21 protein-coding genes and 1 pseudogene are annotated in these 22,836 nt (G+C 43.0%); 13 read left to right on the top strand and 9 right to left on the bottom strand.

What is annotated here, in order from left to right:
• Nucleotides 1-85: 85 nt before the first annotated feature.
• The 7 genes and pseudogenes from BET10_RS12330 (at nt 86) to BET10_RS12360 (ending at nt 8,987) form a co-directional block, all read left to right on the top strand.
• Nucleotides 86-1,566: pseudogene (locus tag BET10_RS12330) on the top strand (amidase).
• A gap of 56 nt (nt 1,567-1,622) precedes the next feature.
• On the top strand, nt 1,623-2,153 hold the full coding sequence (locus tag BET10_RS12335; RefSeq protein WP_070985895.1) for a GNAT family N-acetyltransferase: 531 nt from the start codon (nt 1,623-1,625) through the stop codon (nt 2,151-2,153).
• A 98-nt stretch (nt 2,154-2,251) separates the two neighbouring features.
• Nucleotides 2,252-4,234, top strand: coding sequence for a S9 family peptidase (locus BET10_RS12340; RefSeq protein ID WP_420820124.1), 1,983 nt, complete (start codon nt 2,252-2,254; stop codon nt 4,232-4,234).
• A gap of 126 nt (nt 4,235-4,360) precedes the next feature.
• On the top strand, nt 4,361-5,209 hold the full coding sequence (locus tag BET10_RS12345) for a type 2 periplasmic-binding domain-containing protein (RefSeq protein ID WP_083330529.1): 849 nt from the start codon (nt 4,361-4,363) through the stop codon (nt 5,207-5,209).
• 118 nt (nt 5,210-5,327) lie between these two features.
• Complete coding sequence (locus BET10_RS12350) at nt 5,328-6,194, top strand: hypothetical protein (protein WP_083330530.1); 867 nt, start codon at nt 5,328-5,330, stop codon at nt 6,192-6,194.
• A 199-nt stretch (nt 6,195-6,393) separates the two neighbouring features.
• Nucleotides 6,394-7,365 carry a hypothetical protein gene (locus BET10_RS12355; protein ID WP_070985899.1) on the top strand — a complete coding sequence of 324 codons (972 nt, stop codon included), beginning with the start codon at nt 6,394-6,396 and terminating at the stop codon, nt 7,363-7,365.
• 41 nt (nt 7,366-7,406) lie between these two features.
• Nucleotides 7,407-8,987: a hypothetical protein gene (locus BET10_RS12360; protein WP_070985900.1), complete on the top strand. Its 1,581-nt coding sequence runs from the start codon at nt 7,407-7,409 to the stop codon at nt 8,985-8,987.
• Nucleotides 8,988-9,110: 123 nt separating this feature from the next.
• On the opposite strand, the gene BET10_RS12365 is transcribed toward BET10_RS12360, so the two are convergent.
• Nucleotides 9,111-11,096 carry a beta-propeller domain-containing protein gene (locus BET10_RS12365; RefSeq protein WP_070985901.1) on the bottom strand — a complete coding sequence of 662 codons (1,986 nt, stop codon included), beginning with the start codon at nt 11,094-11,096 and terminating at the stop codon, nt 9,111-9,113.
• A gap of 221 nt (nt 11,097-11,317) precedes the next feature.
• Between BET10_RS12365 and BET10_RS12370 the strand changes: the two genes are divergently transcribed.
• Genes BET10_RS12370 through BET10_RS12385 form a run of 4 tightly spaced genes read left to right on the top strand, consistent with a single transcriptional unit; the run spans nt 11,318 to nt 14,552 of the window.
• Nucleotides 11,318-12,232: a MipA/OmpV family protein gene (locus BET10_RS12370; protein ID WP_070985902.1), complete on the top strand. Its 915-nt coding sequence runs from the start codon at nt 11,318-11,320 to the stop codon at nt 12,230-12,232.
• Nucleotides 12,222-12,620, top strand: coding sequence for a DUF3019 domain-containing protein (locus tag BET10_RS12375; protein ID WP_070985903.1), 399 nt, complete (start codon nt 12,222-12,224; stop codon nt 12,618-12,620). The genes BET10_RS12370 and BET10_RS12375 overlap by 11 nt, the downstream gene beginning before the upstream one ends.
• Nucleotides 12,620-13,309, top strand: a complete 690-nt coding sequence (locus BET10_RS12380; protein ID WP_070985904.1) for a response regulator — start codon at nt 12,620-12,622, stop codon at nt 13,307-13,309. The genes BET10_RS12375 and BET10_RS12380 overlap by 1 nt, the downstream gene beginning before the upstream one ends.
• 7 nt (nt 13,310-13,316) lie before the next feature.
• A complete protein-coding gene (locus BET10_RS12385) occupies nt 13,317-14,552 on the top strand; it encodes an ATP-binding protein (protein ID WP_070985905.1) in 1,236 nt (411 codons plus the stop codon).
• Here BET10_RS12385 and arfB read toward each other — a convergent pair.
• From arfB to BET10_RS12405, 4 genes are all read right to left on the bottom strand, one after another.
• Nucleotides 14,542-14,955: an alternative ribosome rescue aminoacyl-tRNA hydrolase ArfB gene (arfB, locus tag BET10_RS12390; protein ID WP_070986127.1), complete on the bottom strand. Its 414-nt coding sequence runs from the start codon at nt 14,953-14,955 to the stop codon at nt 14,542-14,544. The genes BET10_RS12385 and arfB overlap by 11 nt on opposite strands.
• Before the next feature lie 130 nt (nt 14,956-15,085).
• Nucleotides 15,086-15,781, bottom strand: coding sequence for an ABC transporter ATP-binding protein (locus BET10_RS12395; protein ID WP_070985906.1), 696 nt, complete (start codon nt 15,779-15,781; stop codon nt 15,086-15,088).
• Between the two features lie 13 nt (nt 15,782-15,794).
• A complete protein-coding gene (locus BET10_RS12400) occupies nt 15,795-17,075 on the bottom strand; it encodes an efflux RND transporter periplasmic adaptor subunit (RefSeq protein ID WP_070985907.1) in 1,281 nt (426 codons plus the stop codon).
• Nucleotides 17,076-17,274: 199 nt separating this feature from the next.
• Nucleotides 17,275-18,060, bottom strand: a complete 786-nt coding sequence (locus BET10_RS12405) for a chromosome partitioning protein ParA (RefSeq protein WP_070985908.1) — start codon at nt 18,058-18,060, stop codon at nt 17,275-17,277.
• Between the two features lie 102 nt (nt 18,061-18,162).
• Here BET10_RS12405 and BET10_RS12410 point away from each other — a divergent pair, with 102 nt between their 5' ends.
• Nucleotides 18,163-19,056 carry a response regulator gene (locus tag BET10_RS12410; RefSeq protein ID WP_070985909.1) on the top strand — a complete coding sequence of 298 codons (894 nt, stop codon included), beginning with the start codon at nt 18,163-18,165 and terminating at the stop codon, nt 19,054-19,056.
• Nucleotides 19,057-19,066: 10 nt separating this feature from the next.
• Here BET10_RS12410 and BET10_RS12415 read toward each other — a convergent pair whose 3' ends face one another.
• Together BET10_RS12415 and BET10_RS12420 are read right to left on the bottom strand one after the other, a co-directional pair.
• Nucleotides 19,067-19,492: a hypothetical protein gene (locus tag BET10_RS12415; protein ID WP_070985910.1), complete on the bottom strand. Its 426-nt coding sequence runs from the start codon at nt 19,490-19,492 to the stop codon at nt 19,067-19,069.
• Nucleotides 19,493-19,637: 145 nt separating this feature from the next.
• Complete coding sequence (locus BET10_RS12420) at nt 19,638-19,940, bottom strand: hypothetical protein (RefSeq protein WP_070985911.1); 303 nt, start codon at nt 19,938-19,940, stop codon at nt 19,638-19,640.
• A gap of 126 nt (nt 19,941-20,066) precedes the next feature.
• Here BET10_RS12420 and nhaR point away from each other — a divergent pair, with 126 nt between their 5' ends.
• A complete protein-coding gene (gene nhaR / locus BET10_RS12425) occupies nt 20,067-20,960 on the top strand; it encodes a transcriptional activator NhaR (RefSeq protein ID WP_070985912.1) in 894 nt (297 codons plus the stop codon).
• Nucleotides 20,961-20,976: 16 nt separating this feature from the next.
• Here nhaR and BET10_RS12430 read toward each other — a convergent pair whose 3' ends face one another.
• Both BET10_RS12430 and BET10_RS12435 read right to left on the bottom strand, forming a co-directional pair.
• Nucleotides 20,977-22,167 (bottom strand): histidine kinase, encoded by a 1,191-nt coding sequence (locus BET10_RS12430; RefSeq protein ID WP_070985913.1) that lies wholly within the window; start codon nt 22,165-22,167, stop codon nt 20,977-20,979.
• On the bottom strand, nt 22,160-22,831 hold the full coding sequence (locus tag BET10_RS12435) for a response regulator transcription factor (RefSeq protein WP_070985914.1): 672 nt from the start codon (nt 22,829-22,831) through the stop codon (nt 22,160-22,162). Before BET10_RS12435 ends, BET10_RS12430 begins: the two co-directional genes overlap by 8 nt.
• Nucleotides 22,832-22,836: the final 5 nt, after the last annotated feature.

A 22,836-nucleotide genomic window follows, 5' to 3' on the forward strand; every position in this document is an offset into this window, starting at 1 on the left:
CAATAACTATGGGTAATAAATTTCTTAACCGTAGAAAGCCGATGTTGATTAAAAAATTATAAGTTTACTTTCTTTGTTGAGCCTGGTGAATGCAAAGGCGTTGGCTCAGCAGCCAAATTTAGACTTACAAGAGTATAGCTTTGCGCAATTGCAGAAATTAGTTGATGAACAGCAGCTCACATACCAACAAATTACTCAGTACTACCTGACACGTATCGCGCTGCTTGATGAAGATGGCCCCAAATTAAATGCAATCATGAGGGTTAACCAACGTGCCATTGAGATTGCCAAAGAAAAAGACCGCGCACACTCAACGATACAAGAGCATGGCCTCTTGTTTGGCATGCCCATCATTATTAAAGATAACATTGAAACTGAGGGGAATATGCCAACTACAGCAGGTGCCATTGCGCTACAACACAATCACGCTAGGCAAGATGCGCAGCTTGTTAGCCGACTTAAAGCCGCTGGGGCGATAATTTTAGGTAAAGCCAATTTAAGTGAATGGGCTAATTTCAAATCAACACAAAGCGCTAGTGGTTGGAGTGATGTTGGCGGACAAACCAAAAACCCTTATGTTTTGAATCGTACTGTGGCTCAAGTTCGGGCTCGGCGGTGGCTGTGGCAGCCAACCTAACAGCGGGCGCGGTTGGAACAGAAACGGATGGCTCTATCACCTGCCCTGCTGCCCACACTGCCACCGTAGGGTTAAAGCCTACAGTAGGATTAGTCTCTACTGAAGGCGTTATACCATTATCTCATTCTCAAGATTCCCCCGGCCCAATGACCAGAACAGTTGCAGACGCAGCGGTGATGTTAGAGGTGCTGACAGCAAAGCCTGAGGGGTATTATCAAAAGCACTTAAAGGCAAATGGTTTGAACGGCAAGCGCATCGGTATTGCCCGCAATATCAGCGACTTTAATGAGGTGGCCAGCACTGCATTTAAACGAGCCATTGAAGTATTAAAGAGTCAGGGCGCGACTATCGTCGATAACTTAACTTTGGACTATCAAGAAGAGTTGGGTCAGGCTGAGTTTGATATTTTACTTTATGAATTTAATGAAGGTGTTAACCGATACTTAGCTAAGACGCCAGATACGGTCGCTGTTAAGTCACTCGCTCAGTTGATAGCCTTTAATGCCACTTTGTCTGAACAAAGGTTTAATCAAGGCGTATTGGAAATGGCTGGGGAAAAAGGTGACTTAAACAGTGAAGCCTATCTTGCCGCCAAACGAGTGGTGACAGAAAAGGCGCAGCACAAAGGTATCGATCAACTGTTAACTGAGCATCGACTAGATGCATTAGTCGCACCGACGAATGGTCCTGCTTGGGTAATAGATACAGTAAATGGTGACAGCTACACTGGGTTAAGCTCCAGCCCTTCTGCTATTGCTGGGTATCCAATAATAACGGTGCCTATGTCTGAACATCGCGCTCTTCCCTTAGGACTCTCCTTCTTTAGTGGTGCTAATCAAGAAGGAAAACTACTGGAGCTGGGCTATGCATTTGAACAGGCGACCAAGGTAAGGAGATCACCGTATTTTATCCTTAGTATTGACGATTGAAATAGTTGTAAAGCCCCTTTACGATTTAGGTAACAGAACAGAAGAGAAAAGCTGTAATGATAGAAACACCTAGGCTTCGGCTAAGGCTGATGAGAGAACATGATTGGCCATTGTTTGTTAAGCTACACACCAATGAGCGGGTTCTTGAATGGGTCTCGGATACCATGTCGGAGGCCGAGATTCACGCAAAGTTTCAACAGCGATGTGAAGAAAATGAGTCTTGGCATAAAGAACGATCACAGTGGTTGACGTTAGTGATCGAATGCAAAGAAACCTGCGAGTTAGTTGGGTTGCACGGATTTTTAGCGATGTGGCATCCATATCAGCAAGCAGAATTGGGATTTATGATACTGCCTGAATTTCAAGGGGTAGGATATGCGAAGGAGTCAACAGCAGCGGTGATTGATTTTACTCTCATTGAATGCGGTTTTCACAAACTCATAGCGACTGTTTCTGAAGGAAACGAAGCTTCATTTGGTTTGCTAACAGCGTTAGGGTTTGTGCATGAAGGCACGTTGAAAGATAACTTCAAAATCGCGGGAAAGTGGATTCATGACCAAAAGCTTGCACTGATCGCAAATAATTGACCTCTTCTACTTGCTGGGTAGATATTAAGCTCTGATTTTAAAAAAGGAATGAAGCGACAATGAAACACTGTGTAATTGCTTTGGGCGTAAGCCTTGTTATGAATAGCGCATTGGCTGTTGAAAAGCCCCTTGAGTTGATAGACGTTTTTGACCTTGAGTATGCTAACCAAATTGAGTTCAGTGATGATGGCAAACTGGTGTATTTTGTGCGCAATCGCATGGACATTAAAACCGATAAAAAAATCAGTAATATTTGGTCAGTCGATGTCAAGACTAAGCAACTGCAACCTGTCACCAGTGGTGTCCATATCGATTATGCGCCAATCCTTTCTCCTCAAGGAGATCGCTTAGCATTTATCTCAACTCGAGATGGTAGTAGCCAAATATATGTTAAATGGCTGAGTACAGGAGCCGTGGCGAAAATTAGCAACTTGACGCAATCACCACGCAACCTTACCTGGACACCTGATGGCAAGCACATTGTTTTTAGCCAGTTTGTGAGTGCTTCGGCGAAAACACCTGTTAGTTTAGCTGGCAAACCAAAAGGCGCTGACTGGGCAAAGCCCCCCGTTTATATTGATGATGTTTACTACCGTGTAGATGGTGCTGGCTATAAAAAAGCGGGCTTTACTCATTTGTTTAGTATTGATGCCAATGGTGGTAATGCACAACAGTTGACGACAGGAGAGTTTAATCATAGCGGTAGAGTAAGCTTTAGTGCTGATGGTAAAACGCTCTATTTTTCTGCTAACCGACATGCCGACTATAGATTAAAACCGACAAATACTGAGGTGTATGCTTTAGATATGAGCTCATTGGAGGTTGCAGCTATCACAGAGCGCGTTGGTCCAGATAGATCGCCAACGATTTCTCCAAATGGACGTTTCCTAGCTTATTTGGGATATAACGATAAACGTACCAACTACGAAAATGCCGATATCTATGTACTGGATTTACACAGCGATGAAACGCGTGTGCTGACCCAAAAGCTTGACCGAAGCGTGAGCCATATTCAGTGGGACGCACAAAGCCGTGGTCTTTATTACAGTTACGATTCTCAAGGTCAAACAGTTGTCGCACACCAACCACTCAAAGGCGATGCTAAAGTCATTACGAAGAAAGTGGGCAGTGAGTTCTTTGGGCGACCTTACTCTGGCGGAAGTTTTGATGTAAGTGCAAAGGGAGATGTTGCTTTTACACTTGCAGATACACAAAGACCTGCTGATGTTGGATTAATACAAAGAGGGAAAACAGAACGCTTAACTCAACTGAACGAAGATGCGTTAGGTAATAAGGCGCTGGGTAAGGTCGAGGAGATCTGGGTTAAATCTAAACATGATCAATTGGATATTCAGGGGTGGGTTGTATATCCTCCTGGGTTTGACAGCAGCAAAAAGTACCCACTGGTATTGGAGATACATGGTGGCCCAGTGGCAAACTACGGCCCTCACTTTAGCGCAGAAGCACAACTCTTTGCAGCTAAAGGCAGTGTCGTTCTATACATGAATCCACGAGGGAGTGACTCTTACGGTAAGGCATTTGCGCAGACAATTCATCACAATTATCCAAGTAACGACTTTGATGATCTCATGACAGGTGTTGATACATTGATTAGTAAAGGGTTTATTGATGAGAAAAGGCTATTTGTTACTGGCGGTTCCGGTGGCGGGGTATTAACAGCCTGGATTGTTGGCCATACCGATAGGTTTGCAGCAGCGGTAGTTGCCAAACCAGTGATTAATTGGTTCAGCTTTGTATTAACCGCTGATTATTATCCATTTTTCACAGATTATTGGTTTCCTGGCAAGCCGTGGGAGCATACAGAACATTATATGAAACGCTCCCCTATAAGTTATGTGGGTAATGTTAAAACACCAACCATGCTACTGACAGGAGATGCAGACTATCGCACGCCTATCTCGGAAACTGAGCAGTATTATCAAGCGCTTAAGCTACAGGGTGTTGAAACCGCTATGGTGCGTATTCCTGATGCATCACATGGGATCACAGCTCGCCCTTCTAATTTAATGAACAAAGTGGCCTATATTCAATGGTGGTTTGACAAACACAGTAGTAACTAGTTGTTTTTGTTATACCGCTTTACAAATGCCAGCATCTTGCTGGCATTTTTGTAATTTTGTGTTCTATGCTTATTAGATAGGTTGTTATTATCGGTTTTTAGTTTGTTTAAAGTTGTATCGTGCTTAATGAGCTTGTTAAGCAGTTCTTTGGTTGGCGCCGTTCAGTTATATGTGGATGACGAGAAGGACTTTACAATTTACCAAGGATTGAATCCAACGACCAATATAGCCAACAGTACCAATATCTTGATCATGAACGCCATTGCATTGGGAAAGGTGTCGTTAGTTCCTGCCAGTTACCGCCGTGCTGTCAAGGCGATGCGTGCCAGTGAGCACGCTGTATGTGTACCAAATAGAGTTAAAACCAAAGCGCGTCTACAAGAGTTTTTGTTTAGTTATCCTGTCAGTATTTACTTAAGCCGCAGACTATACCAACACGCCTCTGAGCCACCACTAGCTCCTCAGGTACTCAATGAGAATGGGGAGGTTATCTCACTCATAAAGTTATTTGCTCACTATAAATATGCGACCATCGTTTTTACACCAACCATGTCTTATGGGCCATTTTTTGATGCGCAATTGGAACACGTAAGCGCCAGCAATAAGGTGTATCGTGTTGGTAGCAACCCTTATGATGATATGTACAATATGTTTAAGTCTAAAAGGGCAGATTTCTTACTAGGCTACCCTGCCGAAGTGTATCGTCACTCGAAGTATGAAAAAGTGGCTTATCGTGCCTACAGCGTGGCAGATGCCCCCAGGTACATCATTGGCTACTGGATGTGTAACAACAATGAACAAAGTAAAGAGTTTCTATCCATGTTCAATAAGTTAATGATGGAGATATACAAGCAGAATGATTTTTATGATGCGCATTTAAAATGGTTACCTAAACAAGATAAAAAGCAAACAAGAGTGTATTTAGAAGAGATCATTCGTTTACTAACATCTGATGACTCGAGTGACTTACAATAGCCCTTTGTCGAGCTTCTTGTACCGCAGAATACTTGAATAACTTCACTTTCCTTGCTGGCACACTATCCACACTATGGCCTATGCTAAATATTCCTGATTAAAAATGTACGATCATGTTATGCATGTTTTTTTGGTTTTGTTTTTGCTATTTCTCTATCTTGATATTGCATATGCTGTGCAATTATATGTGGATGATGAAGTCGATCTGCGCGTTTATCGACGTGAAGTACCACCTTCTAATATTGGTAACAACACCAACTTTCTCATGATCCGAGAATTAAAGTTTGAACAGCTATCATTATTCCCTGCCAGTTATAAGCGCTCGTTAAGAGCCATGCGGGAAAGTAGTGATACAGATGTAGTGTGCGTTGCCAACAGAATCAAAACTCCAGAACGATTAAAGGAGTTTTTGTTCAGCTTACCTGTGAATATTTACCTTAGCCGCCGTTTGTATCAGCATGTCAGTGATGAGCCGTTAGATCAGAGTGTGCTCAATGAACATGGTGAAGTTAAGTCTCTACCGCATTTATTCAGTCACTACCGTAATTCTCTGCTGGTTGTTGCACCTACGGTATCATATGGCCCCTTTTTAGACCGCCAACTTGAAAAAGTAAGTAATGACAACAAGCTGTTTCGTGATGGAACCAACTATTACGATACCATGTACCATATGTTTCGAAAAAAGCGCGCTGATTTCCTACTTGGATTTCCGGCAGAAATATATCGACACCAGCAACAGTTACCTATTCAATATCGCGTGTATGATATAGCGGATGCACCGAAATATGTTATTGGCCACTGGATGTGTAATAACACGCTAAAAAGTCGTGAATTTTTGCAACGATTCAATGCGCATATCATGCAGGTATACCAAAGCAAAGAGTATTATGATGCCCACCTTAAGTGGTTGCCAGAAACCGCGCAGAAAAAGACCAAAATATACCTTGATGAAGTACTGGGTAAACTTATATCACAAACACCTTGAACATCTGCTATATGCAATTATGCATTGAATGTAAATAACACCTCCAATTGAAGCAATATTCTAAATCTCATTATAAATTCTGTATTTAACGATAAGTACCTAAATTAAGTCTATTTGTAACTAAAGTGTAAATTTCAATCCCTATATTAGCGCTCGGCTGCGCGGCTCTTCTATTTACAAACTTAATACAGGAAAAATAATGAAAACTTTAACTTCAGTGTGCTTCTCTGCGCTACTGAGCACATTAGCAATGTTACCGGCACACGCTTCTTTGTATAAAGATCCCGGCTATGTAGAACAAACGGCTCGAGTGGTTACGAAAAACAATGCGGTTGGTCGCACCCATCAGTATCGAGATCAGCAAGGTTGGATGTTCGTTGACAGCGTTGCCAATGGTGCCACCAGCGGTTTTTATCAAGGTAGTAACTGGCTGAAACTGCATAATCGTAATTTCAAAATGGCAGTGGGTTTTGTGGAGTTCTCTTTTGATCCATCTAAGTTAGATTGTACTCAGGGCATGAGCTTTAATCTGACGGTGGGCGATGACTCGGTGGCGGTATTTGAGCCAAACTGCGATGACTTATTAGATGCGTCAGTAAGTTATCCTGTTGAATATTATTTTGACCTGATCCCTGAGCCATTCAAGCCAAAAGTAGAGCTGCCATTAGACCCACTTGGTTTACTTAAATTGGGGGTTAAATTTGGTGCCGGAATTGAGGCGGGCGCTGATTTTACGATAGGTGGCGTGATTGGTGGCTATGACAATGATGTACCATTCGAAGTCGGTGGTGTACGCCGTCCGGATTATATTTACGCATCGGTAGAGCCGTATGTGGGTGGCGTTGTATCGAGTGCTGCATATGGTTCATTTGGTCACGGTATTGCAGAGGCGGGTGTGAAAGGGAAGCTAAGCCTACTTAAAGTGAAAGGAAAGGGCTATGTAGAGGCTGGCATTCGACGGGTCATGGTTGATGATGCAGTGCGTGAAGAAGGTTTCTTAGAGTTGAAAGTCTCAGGAAAGCTATCGGGAGGTGATGGCAAAATTCAAGGCTATTGTAAGAAACTGTGGGGCTTGTTGCAGTTTCATGTAGATATCATGAAGTGGAACCCACTTTATGAACGTGAAACAACATTTTATGAATATGCTAGCCCAACTTGGCAGCAACTTTAATTTTTTACAGGCGGCTTAAGGCCGCCATTTTTGGAGTTATTATGAAAATTAAAGTGCTTATTGCGGCGTTTTTGGTCAGTGTATTGATGATTGTGTACCTAGTGCTTTCACAGGCCAGTGATGTTGATGCAAAAAAATCTCATGCACAACGCGCACAAACATTACCATCAGAGCTTGTCACACAGCAGCAAAAGGAATTGAGTTTGATGGTACAGGTAGAGTCCTCTATTGTTGGTGCTAATCAAGTGATGTTATCTCACTCAACGCTCACTTGGCATATGCTCTTGCAACGACAAGACGACGGGCATGTTTGGCTGGGGCAGCTAAGCAATATTCGATACACACAAGATGGCAAACCTGTGCCATTGGTTGCACTGTTACCATTTAGTGTACATCGCAATAAAAATCGTTTTGTACAGCTGGATTTACTTGGCTTACCGAATGAGCATACCTTGCAGGTCGTAGGGCAAATATTTAATTTGTTGAGCTATGATGTCGATCAGCCGTTGACGTACTCCGATGCATTGCGTCAAGTGAAATACAGTTACCACCAAACTGGCAATGAAGTTAAACGCTCGATTGTCACCCAATCTTATTTTGACACACAGCGTCAACCTCTCACAGAGCAAGAGCAGTGGCAACTGTTGGCCGGACAGCAGGGGATGGTTAAAAACTTAAACTATACCAACCAGAGAGTGTGGGAGCAGCAGCAACAGCGCTACATTGTTGAGCAAACGGTAGCAGTGAGTGAGGTACCAGCTCACAAGACAACTTTACTTGCTGCAAACGCTAGAGCCAATGCACATCTTCAAGTTGAAACCATCACCGAGACTGATATTCATATAACCAGTAAAGAAACTTTGGATCAATCTCTTGAGCAGCTCAAAGAGTCACTTTCTCCCGAGTTGGCTAAAGTGGTGGGAGCATATCTTATTGAAAACTACGGCGCCTATGAAATTCAAGCCTTGTTGGATATGCAGCCACAGTTTAGCTCCGCGATTATTTATGCGCTACAGAAGCTACAAACCACTGAAGCTGAAGCCATGCTGGTGGATTTACTACAGCTTGAACAAACAACGGACTTAGACAAACATAAAGTGGCCATGGCATTGGGACGTTTTGGAGCATCGAGTGAGCTATCACTTCACGCGCTACAGTCGATTGTGCAGCAGCCAGGCCATCAGGTTGCCAATACAGCGCTATTAAGTATTGGCACTATGGCACATTTCTCGCCAGAACAAGCACACAATGTGGCCAGTTATCTAGCGGAAAACCTATCCGCACGGCAAAATTTGGCGACTACGGTATTAGCGGTGGGTAACAGCAAAGACAAGGGCTTGCTAGCGCAACTCCCTGCGTTACTTCACGGCCATGATGATGGAGCAAAACTCAATAGTATCAAGGTACTGAGTAAATACGGGAATTATCAAGAAGAGGTGGTTAGTGCGCTACTTAACGCTCCCCATCCTAAATATGTGGCGGCGTTTACACGTACGATAATGGAGTCAGGTCAATCTTTGAGTGCCGCGAGTTTAAGCAAACTCAAACAGCTTCAACAAACTACAAATAACCCAGTGATTAGAAATAAGCTGGCTGAACTTTTTACGGCTCTGCCAACTTAGAATCCACTCGGTGGGAATCCACTCGGTGGGAATCCACTCGGTGGGAATCCACTTGTTATAAAGGTGCAGTCGAGTCGGTATCAGCTAACGGCGTAACTTCTGTCATGCGCTGATACCTTTCCTTTAAAGGGGGCCGTTATTTACTTCAGGTGTATGCCAGTCACTTTGCCAAATATAATTACCATGAATGTAATACAGGTCATCTAGGTGGATGATCGCGCGATCGTCCCCAGACCAAACATATGGCACATCATTGGTGTCTGTGTAACTAATGGGGCTACCGCCCATGTAGTTTAACTGCATCGTGCTTGGGTTCACTTCAAACGCAGCTAGCATATTTTCTCTGGTCCAGGTTGTTTCTGACGAGCTACCGTCATGCCAAGACTCAATTGGTAAAGTAAAACGTAATGAACCATCATTCATTGTTAGCACATTAAATGCGTGGTAATCATTTTCAGCCGCTGTATATCCATCTTGGAACACATGCTCACTGAGTTGCTGTGGATTGGTAATGTCGCTTATATCGAATAAGCTGACTTTTGCACCCTGCCCTATCACTGGGAGGTCGCCATCAATTTGCTCCACATGTTGACCTACACCGAGTAACAAGTTTTCATCTACTGGATGTAAGTAAGCAGAATAACCAGGTATTTCCAATGCCCCTGCTATCTTGGGCATTTGCAAGTTAGATAAGTCTATGACGTACAGAGGGTCAACTTGTCTAAAGGTCACTACAAAAGCACGATTATCTGTAAAACGTACTGCATAGACATCTTCATCGACTATGCCGTCTCCATTGACCTTACCCAGTGGTGTTGGGGAACTATCATTGGGTAATTCACTGGTTACAACAAGGGCTTGGCCTTGCTGTTCTAGAATTCTGAGTTTATGCTCATAACCGTTGGTGTTATCACCTTTAGACGTGACCACACGTAAGTACTGGTCAAGTTCACTGAAACGTAAGCTTTTATTTCTCCAGCCAAAATGCCCAGAAACCTCGCCTGTAGCGGCATAGCTTAGAGTACTATTGCTTAAATCAAACTTATGGATAACTGAGCTTAAGTCACCTTCTGAGTAGTTAGTTGCAAAGGTATATAGTGATTTTGGTGATGCATAAAGGCCATCAACTGGCGCGTTAACACATATCGCGCTACGTTGAGTTGGATCTGCCAGAGACACTTTTGTAATGGTCATAATGGCATTAAAGCCATCTAATTCAGTCGCATCATTGTTGATGTAACAATCGTTACTGCTAAACAATGAGGTTGACTCATCGGTTGTGACATTTTTAATTTTTGGCAGCAGATTAATGATGTTCTCTTTTTGTATTGCCTGATAATCTTTCAACTTGCTTTGCTCTGTGGAACCACTACCCGTAAAGCCGTCAAACTGAGGGTAATAATTACTTACTAAGTACAAGTGATCATTTATCACTCTACTGTCAATTAAGCTCCCCTCAATAGTGTAATGGGCCTTTACAGCTACTTGTTCTGGCGTGGTAACATCTACAACACTGAATTCAAACTGGTTTGCTGCTGGGGCAGGAAATGTGCTCTGCGTCATAGCAGGTTCCGCAATGCCAAACCAGGCATTATCATGGCTTAATACGGTCAGTGTATTGTCTGTTAAATAGAGGCGCTGCTTTTGGTAAGCGACTTCAGTGCTGGTGATTTCGTTTACTTGTGTAAGGTCTCCCTCGTCATCTCGTTTCATAATGCGAACGAATTGACGATACTGCTGAGGAGTTTGCAAGTTTAGATCTGTATTACCAGCAATATACATATATTGACCGTCATATTTTACCCTATCGGCTTCATCAACGCCTTGTTCTTGCTGGTTGGTAACAGAGAAGTCTGAGGTCGTAGTTGGGCTGCCTGTCTCTAAGTTGTCCGGGTAGGCAACTGCGTTATAACGGCCTATAAATATTCCATTTTTTAAATGGTTAGAAAACTGTTCTGTGCTCGCTCTGGCAAGCGGGCTAGTTGACACTTTGATAGTATTGAGTTTGGGTAACGTTGTGGGGTTATCCGTTGAGCTTTCGTCGTTGTCGCTTGAACATGCGCTCAGCAACAAAATCACTCCCACAGCGAGCAATCTTCGATTAAACATTTTATATCTCCTTCTATAAATGAGTCTGTACTAATGTACAAAACTCCGCCAGATTAACTGTTACCTTTAATCAGCGAATTGTTATTAAGTGTTACTCTAGATAGCAAATTGCAAATACAATGGTAAATTAGCTTTATCGGGAAAATTCGCTTATGTGCAGCTGAGGTTAAATTAGGTGACCTTTAGCGAAAGACCACAACGGCTAAACAGAGGAGGTAAGTTTGAAGCAGGTTTTAGTCGCCATGAGTATGGTGGCAGCGATGGGTGTGCAAGCTCAGCAATGTCAGCCCCAAGGTGAAGATTGTATTGAAGTTGGACAATGGCAGTTTGCTGTTGCCGTTGGGGCTGGGGTGATGACCAACCCCTTGGAAGGTGGTGATAATATACCGCTGTTTATTTTGCCTTATTTTAGTTACTACGGTGATAATTTCTTTGTGGAAAATACCACGGTTGGGTATACCTTTAGTCATCAACGAGACTTTGACCTAAGCTTCATCGTTGAACCTAACGTTGAGCAAGCTTTTTTTGAAAGGCATCATCTTCGTAGTATTGTGGCGCCCGAAAAATACCTAGATGTGAATGGCATGGTAGTCGATAATTTACCAGAAGCGGTGCCGCCAACATCCGATGAGGATAACCCCACTAAAACGCCTTCATACAAGCCAAAAATCAGTATTGATGAAATTACTTCCCGAGATTGGACCATCGATGGTGGCCTGCTTTTACATTGGTATATCAATGACACCAGCAAACTAAGCGCATCTTGGCTTTATGACTTAGGTGGTGTTTACAAAGGTCAGCACGCAACACTCACTTATAGTCAACAATTGCCCTTGCCGATTGAGGCAAATGCTAAGCTACAGCTAAAAGTTGGTGCTCAGTGGCAAAGCCAGCAGCTGGTTGATTACTACTATGGACTGCGTACAACGGACAGTTCAGATCCGCGTTTGTACTATCAAGGGCGCAGTAGTCTTTCTCCATTTGCATCCATAGCATACAACCATAGAATCAACAAACACTGGCAGCTTAAGTTTAACATTAAGCACACTTGGTTAGCTGACGGTATCAGCGATAGTCCCCTAGTCACAAGCAGTGGTTCCAGCAGTATTTTTATTGGGGGGCTGTATGAATTCTAGTGTACAGCTTGCAGTTGCCTTATCTTTGGTATTGGGCTGCACAAATATAATGGCTGCAGGGAGTTTGACAAAGGTTCCCAAGCTAGAGATCAAGCCAATTACTTGTATTGTCAAACAACTGGGGGAGCTTTGTACGATGAAGGTGAAAGTAAATTGGCAAGCTACTCACCCCGTTGATGCCTGTTTATATCAGGAAGAAATGAAAATACGCTGCTGGCATGCAAAGCAAAGCATAACGGAAAAGCTCGATATCTCGTTACAAAAGAATATGACTTTTCGCCTAATTGACTCTGAGCAGGTGGTGCTAGCACAACAGGTTATTAAAGTTAACGCTGCGATGAGCAGCCAATACAGAAGAAGATTAAAAACAGACTGGAGTATATTCTAATGGCGCATGTAATGCTTGTTGAAGATGATATTCGGCTGGCCGAGTTGACAGCGCAGTTTTTACAAAGTAATGGCTTTGAGGTCAATCAGGTACACGATGGAGCTGAGGCAGTTGAAGCCATTCTGGCAGCACAACCCGATGTGGTGGTGCTGGATATTATGTTACCCAATCAGGATGGTTTTAGCGTATGTCGCCAAGTCAGGCCACAATATCAGGGGCCGATACTATTTCTGACTGCCAAAGACAGTGATTTTGATCAGGTACGCGGCTTAGAAATAGGTGCGGATGATTATGTTATCAAACCTGTTGAACCACATGTACTGTTGGCTCGTTTAAATGCGTTGTTACGACGCAATAGTTCAACTATGCGTTTTGGTGAACAGCTTACCCTTGGTCAACTTAGCATTGATAAAGCAAATCGAAAGGTGTTGCTTTGTAAGCAAGAGATTGAACTAACCAGCTATGAATTTGATTTATTGTGGGCGCTTGCCAGCCATGCGGGTGAAACACAAAGCCGTGAGTATATTTATAAGCACGTGGTTGGTAGAGAATATGATGGGTTAGACCGAAGTGTAGATGTGCGTATATCGCGCTTGCGTAAAAAGCTCAATGATAACCTTGAGCAACCGGAGCGACTGATCACTGTGTGGGGTAAAGGTTATTTGTGTTCTAAGTCGGCATGGGGCTAAAAGCTGAATGATCCGTTTGCTGGTCAGCCTGTATCTAGTGGTATTTATTAGTATTATTGCCATTAATCAAGGCAGTGAACTTATTTGGCAACACTGGGTATATCAAGCACCAGATGAGCTTCGCCATGCCAAGCAAGTGGCCAAGTCTTTACAAGCTAGTGTGACCGATGCACCTTCTTCCAATTCATCGCTTAATACTTTGCACGTGGATGAAGTCGCTTGGCTGCCTGAACAACGAAGTCAGCTATTGCAGGGGGAGGTTGTGACCACTTATACGGAGCAAAATCATGCGGTGCTAACGTTTTTGATGAAAGATAAGCAAACACTGGTTCAACTTGGACCGTTCATGCCAGTTGAGCAGGCGGTGTTGCCAAAGTATTTGATAAAGCTATGCTCATTTTTATTGTTGGCTGTGCTATTGATGTTTTGGCTGCGGCCACTTTGGCGCGATTTAATGCAGCTTAAGTACGTTACCAGCCAGCTGGCAAAAGGTCAGCTTGATATTTCTATTGCGCCTTCTCGCTTTTCAGCGATAGCCAACTTGACCAGCCAATTTCACACCATGGCTAAAAAAGTGGCCAACTTGATGAGCAATCAAAAGCACTTGGTCAATGCGGTATCTCATGAACTCAGAACACCCTTGGCGCGTTTGAAGTTTGCATTGGCGCTTATGCATAAAGATGCCCCAGAGCAAGTCTCACTAATGTCAGAAGACGTTCAAGAGATGGAAATCTTGATTGATGAAATGCTCAGTTATGCACGCCTCGAAATGGCACAAAATGAGCTTCAGTTTAACGCCTTCGATTTTGTTGAGTTGTTGCATGAGCAATTGGAAAAGCTCAAAAGAATAACCCACAAACAGATTCAGTTTGAATGTCAGCTTGAACAGCTAACTATCGTTGCTGAGCGTAACTATATCGCTAGAGTGATGCAAAACTTGTTACAAAATGCTGATAAATACGGCAAAGAGCATATCTATCTAGCGATGAACTACGAGCAAGGGCAAGTACAATTATTGGTGGGAGATGACGGCATGGGTATCGAGTCTGCAGTGCGTGAAAAAGTGTTTGAACCCTTTGTTAGATTGGAAAAAAGTCGCAACAAAACTTCGGGTGGGTTTGGCTTGGGATTAGCGATTGTGAACAAGATAGTCAACTGGCATGGCGGATACTGTGAGATAGAGACTTCCCAATGGGGTGGTGCACAATTTGTGGTGCATTTACCCGTCAAAGCTAAAACTTAACTTTACCTCTTAAATTTTTTGTCTGACCACGCTTAACTTTGCTCTCTACGCGCTTGCGTTGTGAACTTCGTGTGGGCTTGGTTGCTCTGCGCGCTTTTTCGATTTTGGTGGCATTAAGTATCAGAGTTTTTAACCGCTCAAGGGCCTCTTCTTTGTTCATTTCTTGCGTACGGTGGGTCTGTGCCTTAATAATGATGACGCCATCTTTGGTGATGCGGCTATCGTTTAAGGCCAATAAACGCTGTTTGTAAAACTCTGGTAGAGCCGAACGGTTGATATCAAACTTGAGATGAATTGCACTAGAGACTTTATTAACATTTTGCCCACCAGCGCCCTGTGCACGGATGGCACTGAGCTCTATTTCCCAAGCTGAAATCTCAACATTATTGGAGATTTTTAACACCACATACTCCCCATTGGTTTGTTATGTGGCTCAGTTTAACATGCCTACTGGTACAGTAAAATGTGCCAGTAGGTCTCTAAGGACATAGGATGCAGATATTTGTTCATAGCGGCGTGTACTATGGTTTATTTCAGGCGATGGCTACAGCTTTTTTTAATTGATGGTACTCATCTAAATAACCATCTTTGATTTGGATGATGCGATTGGCTTGAACCGCTTGTTCGTTGTCATGCGTCACCATGATTATGCTAGTGCCTTGGGCATTAATATCCTTAAGTAACGCCATGATGCCATCAGCCATTTTGGAGTCTAAGTTACCTGTTGGTTCATCCGCCAAGATCACCGCGGGTGAGCCCGCAATGGCCCTTGCAATCGCGACGCGCTGCTGTTGTCCGCCTGAAAGCTGGGTGGGATAGTGATTTTTTCTTCCAGCTAAACCGACTTGCTCAAGTGCTTGCATTATACGTTCGTCGCGTTCTGCGGCTGTGAATTTTCTATAGCGCAATGGCATATCAACATTGTCATACAAATTCAGTTCAGGAATAAGGTTAAAGCTTTGAAATACGAAACCTATTTTCTCATTTCGATACGCTGATTTTTGCTTATCTTTCATCTTGGAGACATCTTGGCCATCAAGTAGATATAAGCCTTCGCTATGCTCTTCAAGTAACCCTGCGATATTCAAGAAAGTCGTTTTACCAGAGCCTGAAGGTCCTATAACGCTTACGAACTCTCCTTGCTCTATCGTTAAGTCAAATGGGTGCAACGCCTGAGTTTTAATACGATCAGCATAAAAAACTTTCGCGAGGTTTTGCATCTTTAACATACATAGTTCCTTTCTATTGTAAGATACGCACGCTGGGCGCATCTTTGAAGATTTCATTATCTGAGATAACAACCTGATCGCCTTGCTTCAAGCCTGATAGTATCTCGACCTGTGCAAGACTTCGCGAGCCTAATTTTATTGGAGTTTTAACTGCTTCATTATCTTTAACAACGTAAGCAAATTGCCCATTGTAGGTGTTTATGAACTGACCTCTAGGTAAGAATGCAATGTTGTTCTTCTGTTCTAATATAATTCGGGTGGTGAGTCGCTGGTTTTGTCTAAGGCCTGTTAAGGAGTCGTCTTTGAAACGAATTTTGCCATTTACAGTGCCTTTGGTTATCTCCGGTGATATGGCGACTAACTCTCCCTCGTAAAGGGTTTGGTTCAACGTTATTTCAGCTTCCATACCCAGTGCAAGGTCATCGGCATAACTTTCAGGTACGCTCACTTCTAATTCATATTGAGTAAGGTCAACCACGCTTAGCAGCGGCTGATTTTTAGCAACTGAATTCTTTTGTTGTGCATTTAAGTTGCCAACCAAGCCTGTAACGGGTGAGTTAATCTTCAGACCATCGACTTGACGCTTGAGCTCAGTCACTTTGACCTGCTGTGACTCTAATTCCAGCTCTCTGGTTTGTATTTCAAACTTTTGACTCTCTTTGAGCAAGGCGACTTCTTTGAGTACGTGTTGGTATTCTCGCTCGGCGTTTTGTAAATCGTCTTTGGCCTTCTGATAGTCGATGTCGCTTATCACACTATTTTTCATCGCTTCTTCTGAGCGTCGCATCTCTCTGCGTGCTGCGTTGAGTGATACCTCAGCTTTGCCAATTAGGTTGTCATGGGCAAGATTAGACTTTTTAACCTGGATCTTTTCACGTTCTAAATGTGTTTTTAGTTTTGTTAGGTTAGCAATTTCTTGATCATAAAGGCTTTTTAGCTCAGGGCTATCAATAATTGCTAACGTTTGACCGGTTGATACACTATCGCCCGCTTCCACTAAATAGGTTACAGTACCCTGCGCAGGGCTATACAATACGGGACGTTTAGCAGCAATGACGCGCCCTTGTACCGAGAAATCTCTGACAAACATTCCTTGTTCAACTTGTGCAATGCGAATTTTGCCCAGTTCAACGGCTGATTGACCGCTACTCCAGTTGGCTATTGCAGGGGTAACGATGAAATATATAAAAACAATAAATGCGATAATTGCAACAAATGGTATTACGAGCTTTGTTTTTGAGCCTTGTGCTTGTACCTGAGTATCTTGGGCACTGGTGTCAGATATATACGTCATTATTTAATCCCTTTCCTGCTTCGTGACGGTCGTAACTTTGATAGTTCACTAATCTAAATTCATTTCAAATTACAGCGCTAAGCTATCAAAAGACTGCATCGGTAAAATACATGCTTTTTGACAAAATGTCACCAAGGTTAATTTTTTGTTTTAAAAAATCTGAATGAATACTGAATTGTTAGATATTAAGCGCTGAAACTTACTGGTCTTTTGCTTTGGTTATTTCTAAATACTTGCTTTCAATGAAGTTTTTCTCTTTTTTGAGGTGCTTAAGCGCGGCTTTTGTTTGTTCCAGCTCTGCCTTTATTTGGTCTAAATCAGAGTCACTGCTGGTGTCAGCTTGTAACGATAACTGTTCTAAAGCTTGATTCTGCTCAGCTATCTGGCGTTTGTAGTTATTTATGATTTCACTCATTTGTGCCTTTTCTTGCTCAAAACCCTGCGCACTTTGTGGCGACGCCTGAGCTTGCTCCTGAATGGCTTGATATTTCTCTTGAAGTTGTTGATGCTCTTTTTGTAGCGTTTCTATTTCATCATATTGGTTATACAGCTTTTGTCTGGTTCTTTTTAGCTTCTCTGTGCTTTGATCAAGATCCCCTTTGAGCTTGCGGATCAGAGCGTGAGATTGCACCAACTTTTGATTTAATGCTTTGATAGACTCCGCTTCTTGCTTTGACATACGATCTTTGGTTGAGGAGCGTATTTCTGCCAGTTGCTGTTCCAACGTTTGTTGTATTTGCGCCAGCTGTGAAATAGTTTCGCTATTATCGTTAACATAGCTCAAAGCATTGTCTACCGATTCCCGACAGACTCTCAAAATATCCTCGTCTTGCATACTGGGTTTGTGTTTTACCATAGTGGTTGCAAAATGCCTGAACTCACGCAGGATCAGCAAAAGAATATAGAACCAAGCCGCAAGAATTAGCAGGCCGAAATTGAGTGCGATATATTGATAGACCTCAGTGGGGAAATATAAATTGTGCATTGTTTAACTAGCTTAACCCGATTAGAAACTCTCTTTGAGTTTAGTGATGCATAAAAAATATGCCTATAATAAAAAACAAGTTTTTATCTAAAGTGGTCAAATGTGAAGATACTGATTGTCGATGACAGCCCCGCAACATTAGAAATTGTAAGGCGTGCACTAGAAAAGTTTGGCTACCGTAAGCTTTTGATCCGAAAAGCAAGTAGCGTTAAATTAGCGTTGCGAGAGATAGGAAACTGGCGTCCCGATATTGTGTTAACCGACTGGCATATGCCCGATATGTCGGGTTTGACTTTGCTGCAGGCGATAAAGAAGCGTCAGCTTAATATGACTGTGGCGATGATCACCACAGTTGATGAAAAGGATAAAATCAACGAAGCGTTGCAAGCGGGCGCGCGCTTTGTGTTATCAAAACCTTTTTCCGACCAACAATTACACGATAATCTGTTGCCCTTGGTGCAAGGGACAGAAGAAAGTGAAGTGATCTTAGAGCAGGTGGAAGTCAATGGTCAGCTTGCACTACCAAAACTAGGCCAGCTTGAACGCCTTATCCATAAGCAAGTCGATAAAGGGTTGGTGATCCAGTCCATTAAGCCGCAGGATTTTGACGAAACCAAAGTCCCCTGTGTTATGGCCATTTATGAAGACAGAAACAATCAAAAGGTCCGAGCGGTTGCTCTGCTAGATGTGTATGCAACATGTGTTTTGGCCAGCAGCCAGCAGCAAATCGCACCACAAGAAATACATCAAGCAATCCATCAGCATATTCTCTCTGGCGATATTTTGGAATCGTGTAAAGAGACTCTCAATGCCACAGCCTTTGCATTTTTGGATAAGCGTTCTCGTATGAGTTTACGGGTGAAAACGGTTAAATTTATTGGTACGCCATTTAAAAAGTTGGAGTCGATGTATCAAACTCCGACGGATAGCCGCATTGATTTTAGTTGCCAAAGAGAAGGCATGGCGCTTGGCAAAGTGCTATTGGTGGGTTTCTAATAATTATAGGTCAGCTAAGTACATCAACAAGCTGATTTAAATCACTTATTCCGGATTTTTTCAATGCTTCATGGAGTGCTTGCGATACACTAACTAGTTGGATCTGTAGCTGGGTTAGGTAGTCAGTAAGGTGCTTGACTAAGGTTGTTTTGATCTTTTCATCCATATCCAATCTGCTTTTTACATGTGTGAGTTGCTCTTTGTGCTCTGATATCTGCTTTTTGATTTGTTCTTGTCGTGTTAAGAGTGCTTCAATATGTGAAGGGATGGTTTGTTTTACTGTGGTGTCATTGTCTTTTTGTGTTGCAAAGACGGTATGGATACTGGCGTGTAGTGACGTCTGTTGGCGAGTGCGTTTAGATGCGAAGGCACTCTCACCATTGGGCTGTGAAGTCGAGCTGATAAGTGTGTATTGAGGTGTGGCATGGAGCTTCATAAAACTCCCCATCTACAGTTATAAACATAATATTTTATCGGCGAGTATACGGATAACTTGAGAAATAGAGCGGCATCCTTTCCGCTGCAAGTGCTTGGGATTTTATGGAACACATATGATTGCAATGTACCTGCAAAAGTATAAGTTAGTGAGCAATAGCATACTTTTGAGCCAGTATCTTTTGGCCGTTCTCTAATGCACGCTTAATTGCCTGTAGCGTATTATTGCCTTTGGCCTTAAGCATAATGCTCGGTAACCCTGGTAATTGAAGCTTAAGACGACACTGTTTAATCAAACCATGTTGACGAGAAGTCACATCATCAATCTGCAGCTCCACGGTACGAATATTTAAAACATACTTTTGCAGCTGCATTGTTACCAATTTTGATAGTTTTACTTTCATCGCAGCGGTAACCGTTTTGTCTTTTATTGATAACTTCAGTTTCATTGTTGGATTCTTATCCGTTAATTGATTGAACTTGTCGCACCTCAATTGCAGGCACAGCCTAAATCTACTAAGGTAGATAAAAAGAAAAAAGCTGATTATTTCTTATTGGGTGACAGGTATTAACGAATGATTACCAACATCAATTACAACCATTTATATTACTTCTGGCAGGTAAGCCGCCATGGCAGCATTGCAGCGGCGAGTAAAGTATTACATCTAACTCCTCAGACGGTGAGTGCGCAAATAACGAGTTTAGAGCAGCGTTTAGGCAAAGCGTTGTTTTTGCGTGAGGGACGAGGACTGCGTTTAACGGAGTTTGGGCAAATCGCGCAGCAATATGCAGATGATATGTTTGCTATTGCCCATGAGTGGCTAGAAACGACCTCTGGCGATATTGGCACTCTATCACGCACCTTGAAAGTTGGCATATCGGATGCGCTTCCCAAGTCACTGGTATCAAAATGGCTTGCGCCACTGATTAAGAACGAACGCATCGCGAATCTGCATTGCATTGACGGGCAGCAAGCTGAGCTGCTAGCACAAATGGCGATTCATAAGTTGGACCTGGTATTGGCGGATAAACCCTTGGATAACAGCTTGCCGTTTAAGGTGTTTTGTCATGAGATAGGTAAAAGCCAGTTGGGGTTTTTTGGTGCCAGTAGCTGGCAACAAAATTTGCAAAGTAGTTATCCAAGTACTTTGGCAGACGTGCCTGTGGTATTGCCCGCTAAATCCAGCCCTGTGACCAATGCGATTCATTACTGGTTAGATGAGCTAGGGATTGAGATTAGTGTAGCTGGCCACGTGGATGACAGTGCGCTAATGGTTGCATTGGGCCAGCAAGGGTTTGGTTTGTTTCCAGCACCACTGTCTGTTAAAGAAGAGATTGAGCGCAATCGAGATATACGTTTTATTGGTCCTATTGATAACGTTTATCAGCACTATTATGCGTTTACGCCCGACAGGTTGATTAAAGACTCCATCTATTCTGAGTTTGTCCGTTATGCGCAGAATGCATAATGGCCAGTGGTAATGGCTAAAAAAGCGCTTTAAACTTGATGGTGAGCGTATAGTCTTGCTCTGTAGAGATAATTTTATGATGCCAATCTAATCGTGTGCATATTTGCTGGATTAACACGGTGCCTAAACCTGTACCAGAGGTGCTGTGTGCTTGGGTTGTTTTGGTATTATGCAATGTAAGTGCATCAGCTGTTAATTCTATCGTTAATGGCGATTGGCCATGCTGTTGTGAGTTTTCTATCGCCTGAGTAAGTAATAACTCACATAACGGTATATGTAGCGCCAAGATCACCTCATGTGGGCAAAGCTTAAGGGCTATCTGAAAATGCTCACTGTCAAATCTCACGGCGACGCGTTTGATAACCGTTTTGATATCAATTTGTTGTTTCTCAATGGCGGCCTGTTGCCACAATGCCAGCACAGCGCTGCTGGTGTCGCGAAGTCGATACTGCGCCTGCTCTAAGGTCACTAGTACCTCCACTGCTTCAAGGGGGAGATCATCCAGCTGCTGTAGTCGGGCTATTCCGTGTTGGATCTGTGTCAGTGGTGTGCGCACCTCATGGCTTAGAAAGGTGCTCAGTAATCGCTCTCTTTGCTGAGCAAGGTGCTCGGCTTGCCTCGACAGTTTGAGGGCCTCGTAAAAGGCGCTACACTCTTTGAATTTTGCTATGTCACCTGGTTGTTTGTTAGTGTTCACAAACTCAGTTAGTGAGTTGATTTGTTTATTTATTTTAAATGTACTACGGATAACAATGTACAGAGCGAACAAGCTAAATGTCGCCAACAGAAGCACAAGCCATGGCGTGATTGGTAAGGTGTCTTGTTGGTTGAAAAAGTGCAACACGAATAAAGGTGAAGCATTACTATTGGGTTGTTGCCATGGTAGAACGTAGGTATCTAAACCTGAGTGCTGTAATAATGAGACCTCATTGATAGGAAGGTGACCTGCGCGCCATGCCTGTACCACTTCATCAGGTAGCTGTGCGTGTGAGCGAGTAATGAGCTTAAATTCATCGCGGATAGGCAGATCAGGCTGTTGTGTTTGTACTAGCTGGGCATCGTAATAGAGGTAGTGAGCCGCACTATCATCAAGGGCAAACTCATAGCCGTATTTAGATACACAGAGCCAGCAGAGCATCATTACCAGCATCAGCAAGGTAATACGTGAACTCAGATAAACTATCATAGAAGTTTGCGCTTTAATCATGTTGCTTTCTCAATGCTACGCCCTGTTTTTTTAAAGTATGTAACAAAGGCGGTTCATCCGCTTGAGTTAAATTGCTTCGAAGTCTCGTAATGAGTGATTTGTACATGTTGTTATTGCTATCTTGTTGCGGCCAAATCTCATTAATGATGGTGTCTTTGCTCACAGGATTTGGATAGTGCTTTATGAGCATCGCCAGCAATTGCCATTGCTGAGGAGACAACACGATAATCCGCTCTCCTCGTGTAATGATCCGCGCATCTAAATCAACTTGCAGAGAATCGAGATTGAATTGTTTAGTCGGTTGAGGGTTGTTTTTATTCGCCAGCAGTTTAATGCGAACGGCTAATTCTGGCAGCGCGAATGGTTTGGTTAAATAGTCCAATGCTCCTAATGAAAACGCTTTTAGCTTATCGTCTAAAGCATCACGAGCACTGAGAAATAAAATGGGCTCTTGGCGCTGATTTTGCCAAAGTTTCGCAAGCGATAGTCCATCCCCATCGGGCAAGTTGATGTCTAAAACGATTGCGTCATAAGTCTGTTGCTTACTGATGGCTTTTGCTTGTCTCACCGTGCTGGCGTAGTCTACTTCTATCCCCTCTTGTGCAAGAAAGTCGATACTGTGTGTTGCCAGCACCGTATCGTCCTCTACCAATAATATGATCATGACTC

It is taken from the genome of Pseudoalteromonas amylolytica, from assembly GCF_001854605.1.
Lineage (GTDB): Bacteria > Pseudomonadota > Gammaproteobacteria > Enterobacterales > Alteromonadaceae > Pseudoalteromonas > Pseudoalteromonas amylolytica.

What these genes read in the sequence shown, in the direction of transcription:
- BET10_RS12355 (WP_070985899.1), top strand. Translation starts at nt 6,394, where the DNA reads ATGAAAACTTTAACTTCAGTGTGCTTCTCTGCGCTACTGAGCACATTA.
- BET10_RS12360 (WP_070985900.1), top strand. Translation starts at nt 7,407, where the DNA reads ATGAAAATTAAAGTGCTTATTGCGGCGTTTTTGGTCAGTGTATTGATG.
- nhaR (WP_070985912.1), top strand. Translation starts at nt 20,067, where the DNA reads ATGATTACCAACATCAATTACAACCATTTATATTACTTCTGGCAGGTA.
- BET10_RS12365 (WP_070985901.1), bottom strand. Translation starts at nt 11,096, where the DNA reads ATGTTTAATCGAAGATTGCTCGCTGTGGGAGTGATTTTGTTGCTGAGC.
- BET10_RS12350 (WP_083330530.1), top strand. Translation starts at nt 5,328, where the DNA reads ATGCATGTTTTTTTGGTTTTGTTTTTGCTATTTCTCTATCTTGATATT.
- BET10_RS12405 (WP_070985908.1), bottom strand. Translation starts at nt 18,060, where the DNA reads ATGCACAATTTATATTTCCCCACTGAGGTCTATCAATATATCGCACTC.
- BET10_RS12430 (WP_070985913.1), bottom strand. Translation starts at nt 22,167, where the DNA reads ATGATTAAAGCGCAAACTTCTATGATAGTTTATCTGAGTTCACGTATT.
- BET10_RS12415 (WP_070985910.1), bottom strand. Translation starts at nt 19,492, where the DNA reads ATGAAGCTCCATGCCACACCTCAATACACACTTATCAGCTCGACTTCA.
- BET10_RS12420 (WP_070985911.1), bottom strand. Translation starts at nt 19,940, where the DNA reads ATGAAACTGAAGTTATCAATAAAAGACAAAACGGTTACCGCTGCGATG.
- BET10_RS12435 (WP_070985914.1), bottom strand. Translation starts at nt 22,831, where the DNA reads ATGATCATATTATTGGTAGAGGACGATACGGTGCTGGCAACACACAGT.
- BET10_RS12340 (WP_420820124.1), top strand. Translation starts at nt 2,252, where the DNA reads ATGAATAGCGCATTGGCTGTTGAAAAGCCCCTTGAGTTGATAGACGTT.
- BET10_RS12380 (WP_070985904.1), top strand. Translation starts at nt 12,620, where the DNA reads ATGGCGCATGTAATGCTTGTTGAAGATGATATTCGGCTGGCCGAGTTG.
- BET10_RS12385 (WP_070985905.1), top strand. Translation starts at nt 13,317, where the DNA reads ATGATCCGTTTGCTGGTCAGCCTGTATCTAGTGGTATTTATTAGTATT.
- BET10_RS12400 (WP_070985907.1), bottom strand. Translation starts at nt 17,075, where the DNA reads ATGACGTATATATCTGACACCAGTGCCCAAGATACTCAGGTACAAGCA.
- BET10_RS12335 (WP_070985895.1), top strand. Translation starts at nt 1,623, where the DNA reads ATGATAGAAACACCTAGGCTTCGGCTAAGGCTGATGAGAGAACATGAT.
- BET10_RS12395 (WP_070985906.1), bottom strand. Translation starts at nt 15,781, where the DNA reads ATGTTAAAGATGCAAAACCTCGCGAAAGTTTTTTATGCTGATCGTATT.
- BET10_RS12345 (WP_083330529.1), top strand. Translation starts at nt 4,361, where the DNA reads ATGAGCTTGTTAAGCAGTTCTTTGGTTGGCGCCGTTCAGTTATATGTG.
- BET10_RS12375 (WP_070985903.1), top strand. Translation starts at nt 12,222, where the DNA reads ATGAATTCTAGTGTACAGCTTGCAGTTGCCTTATCTTTGGTATTGGGC.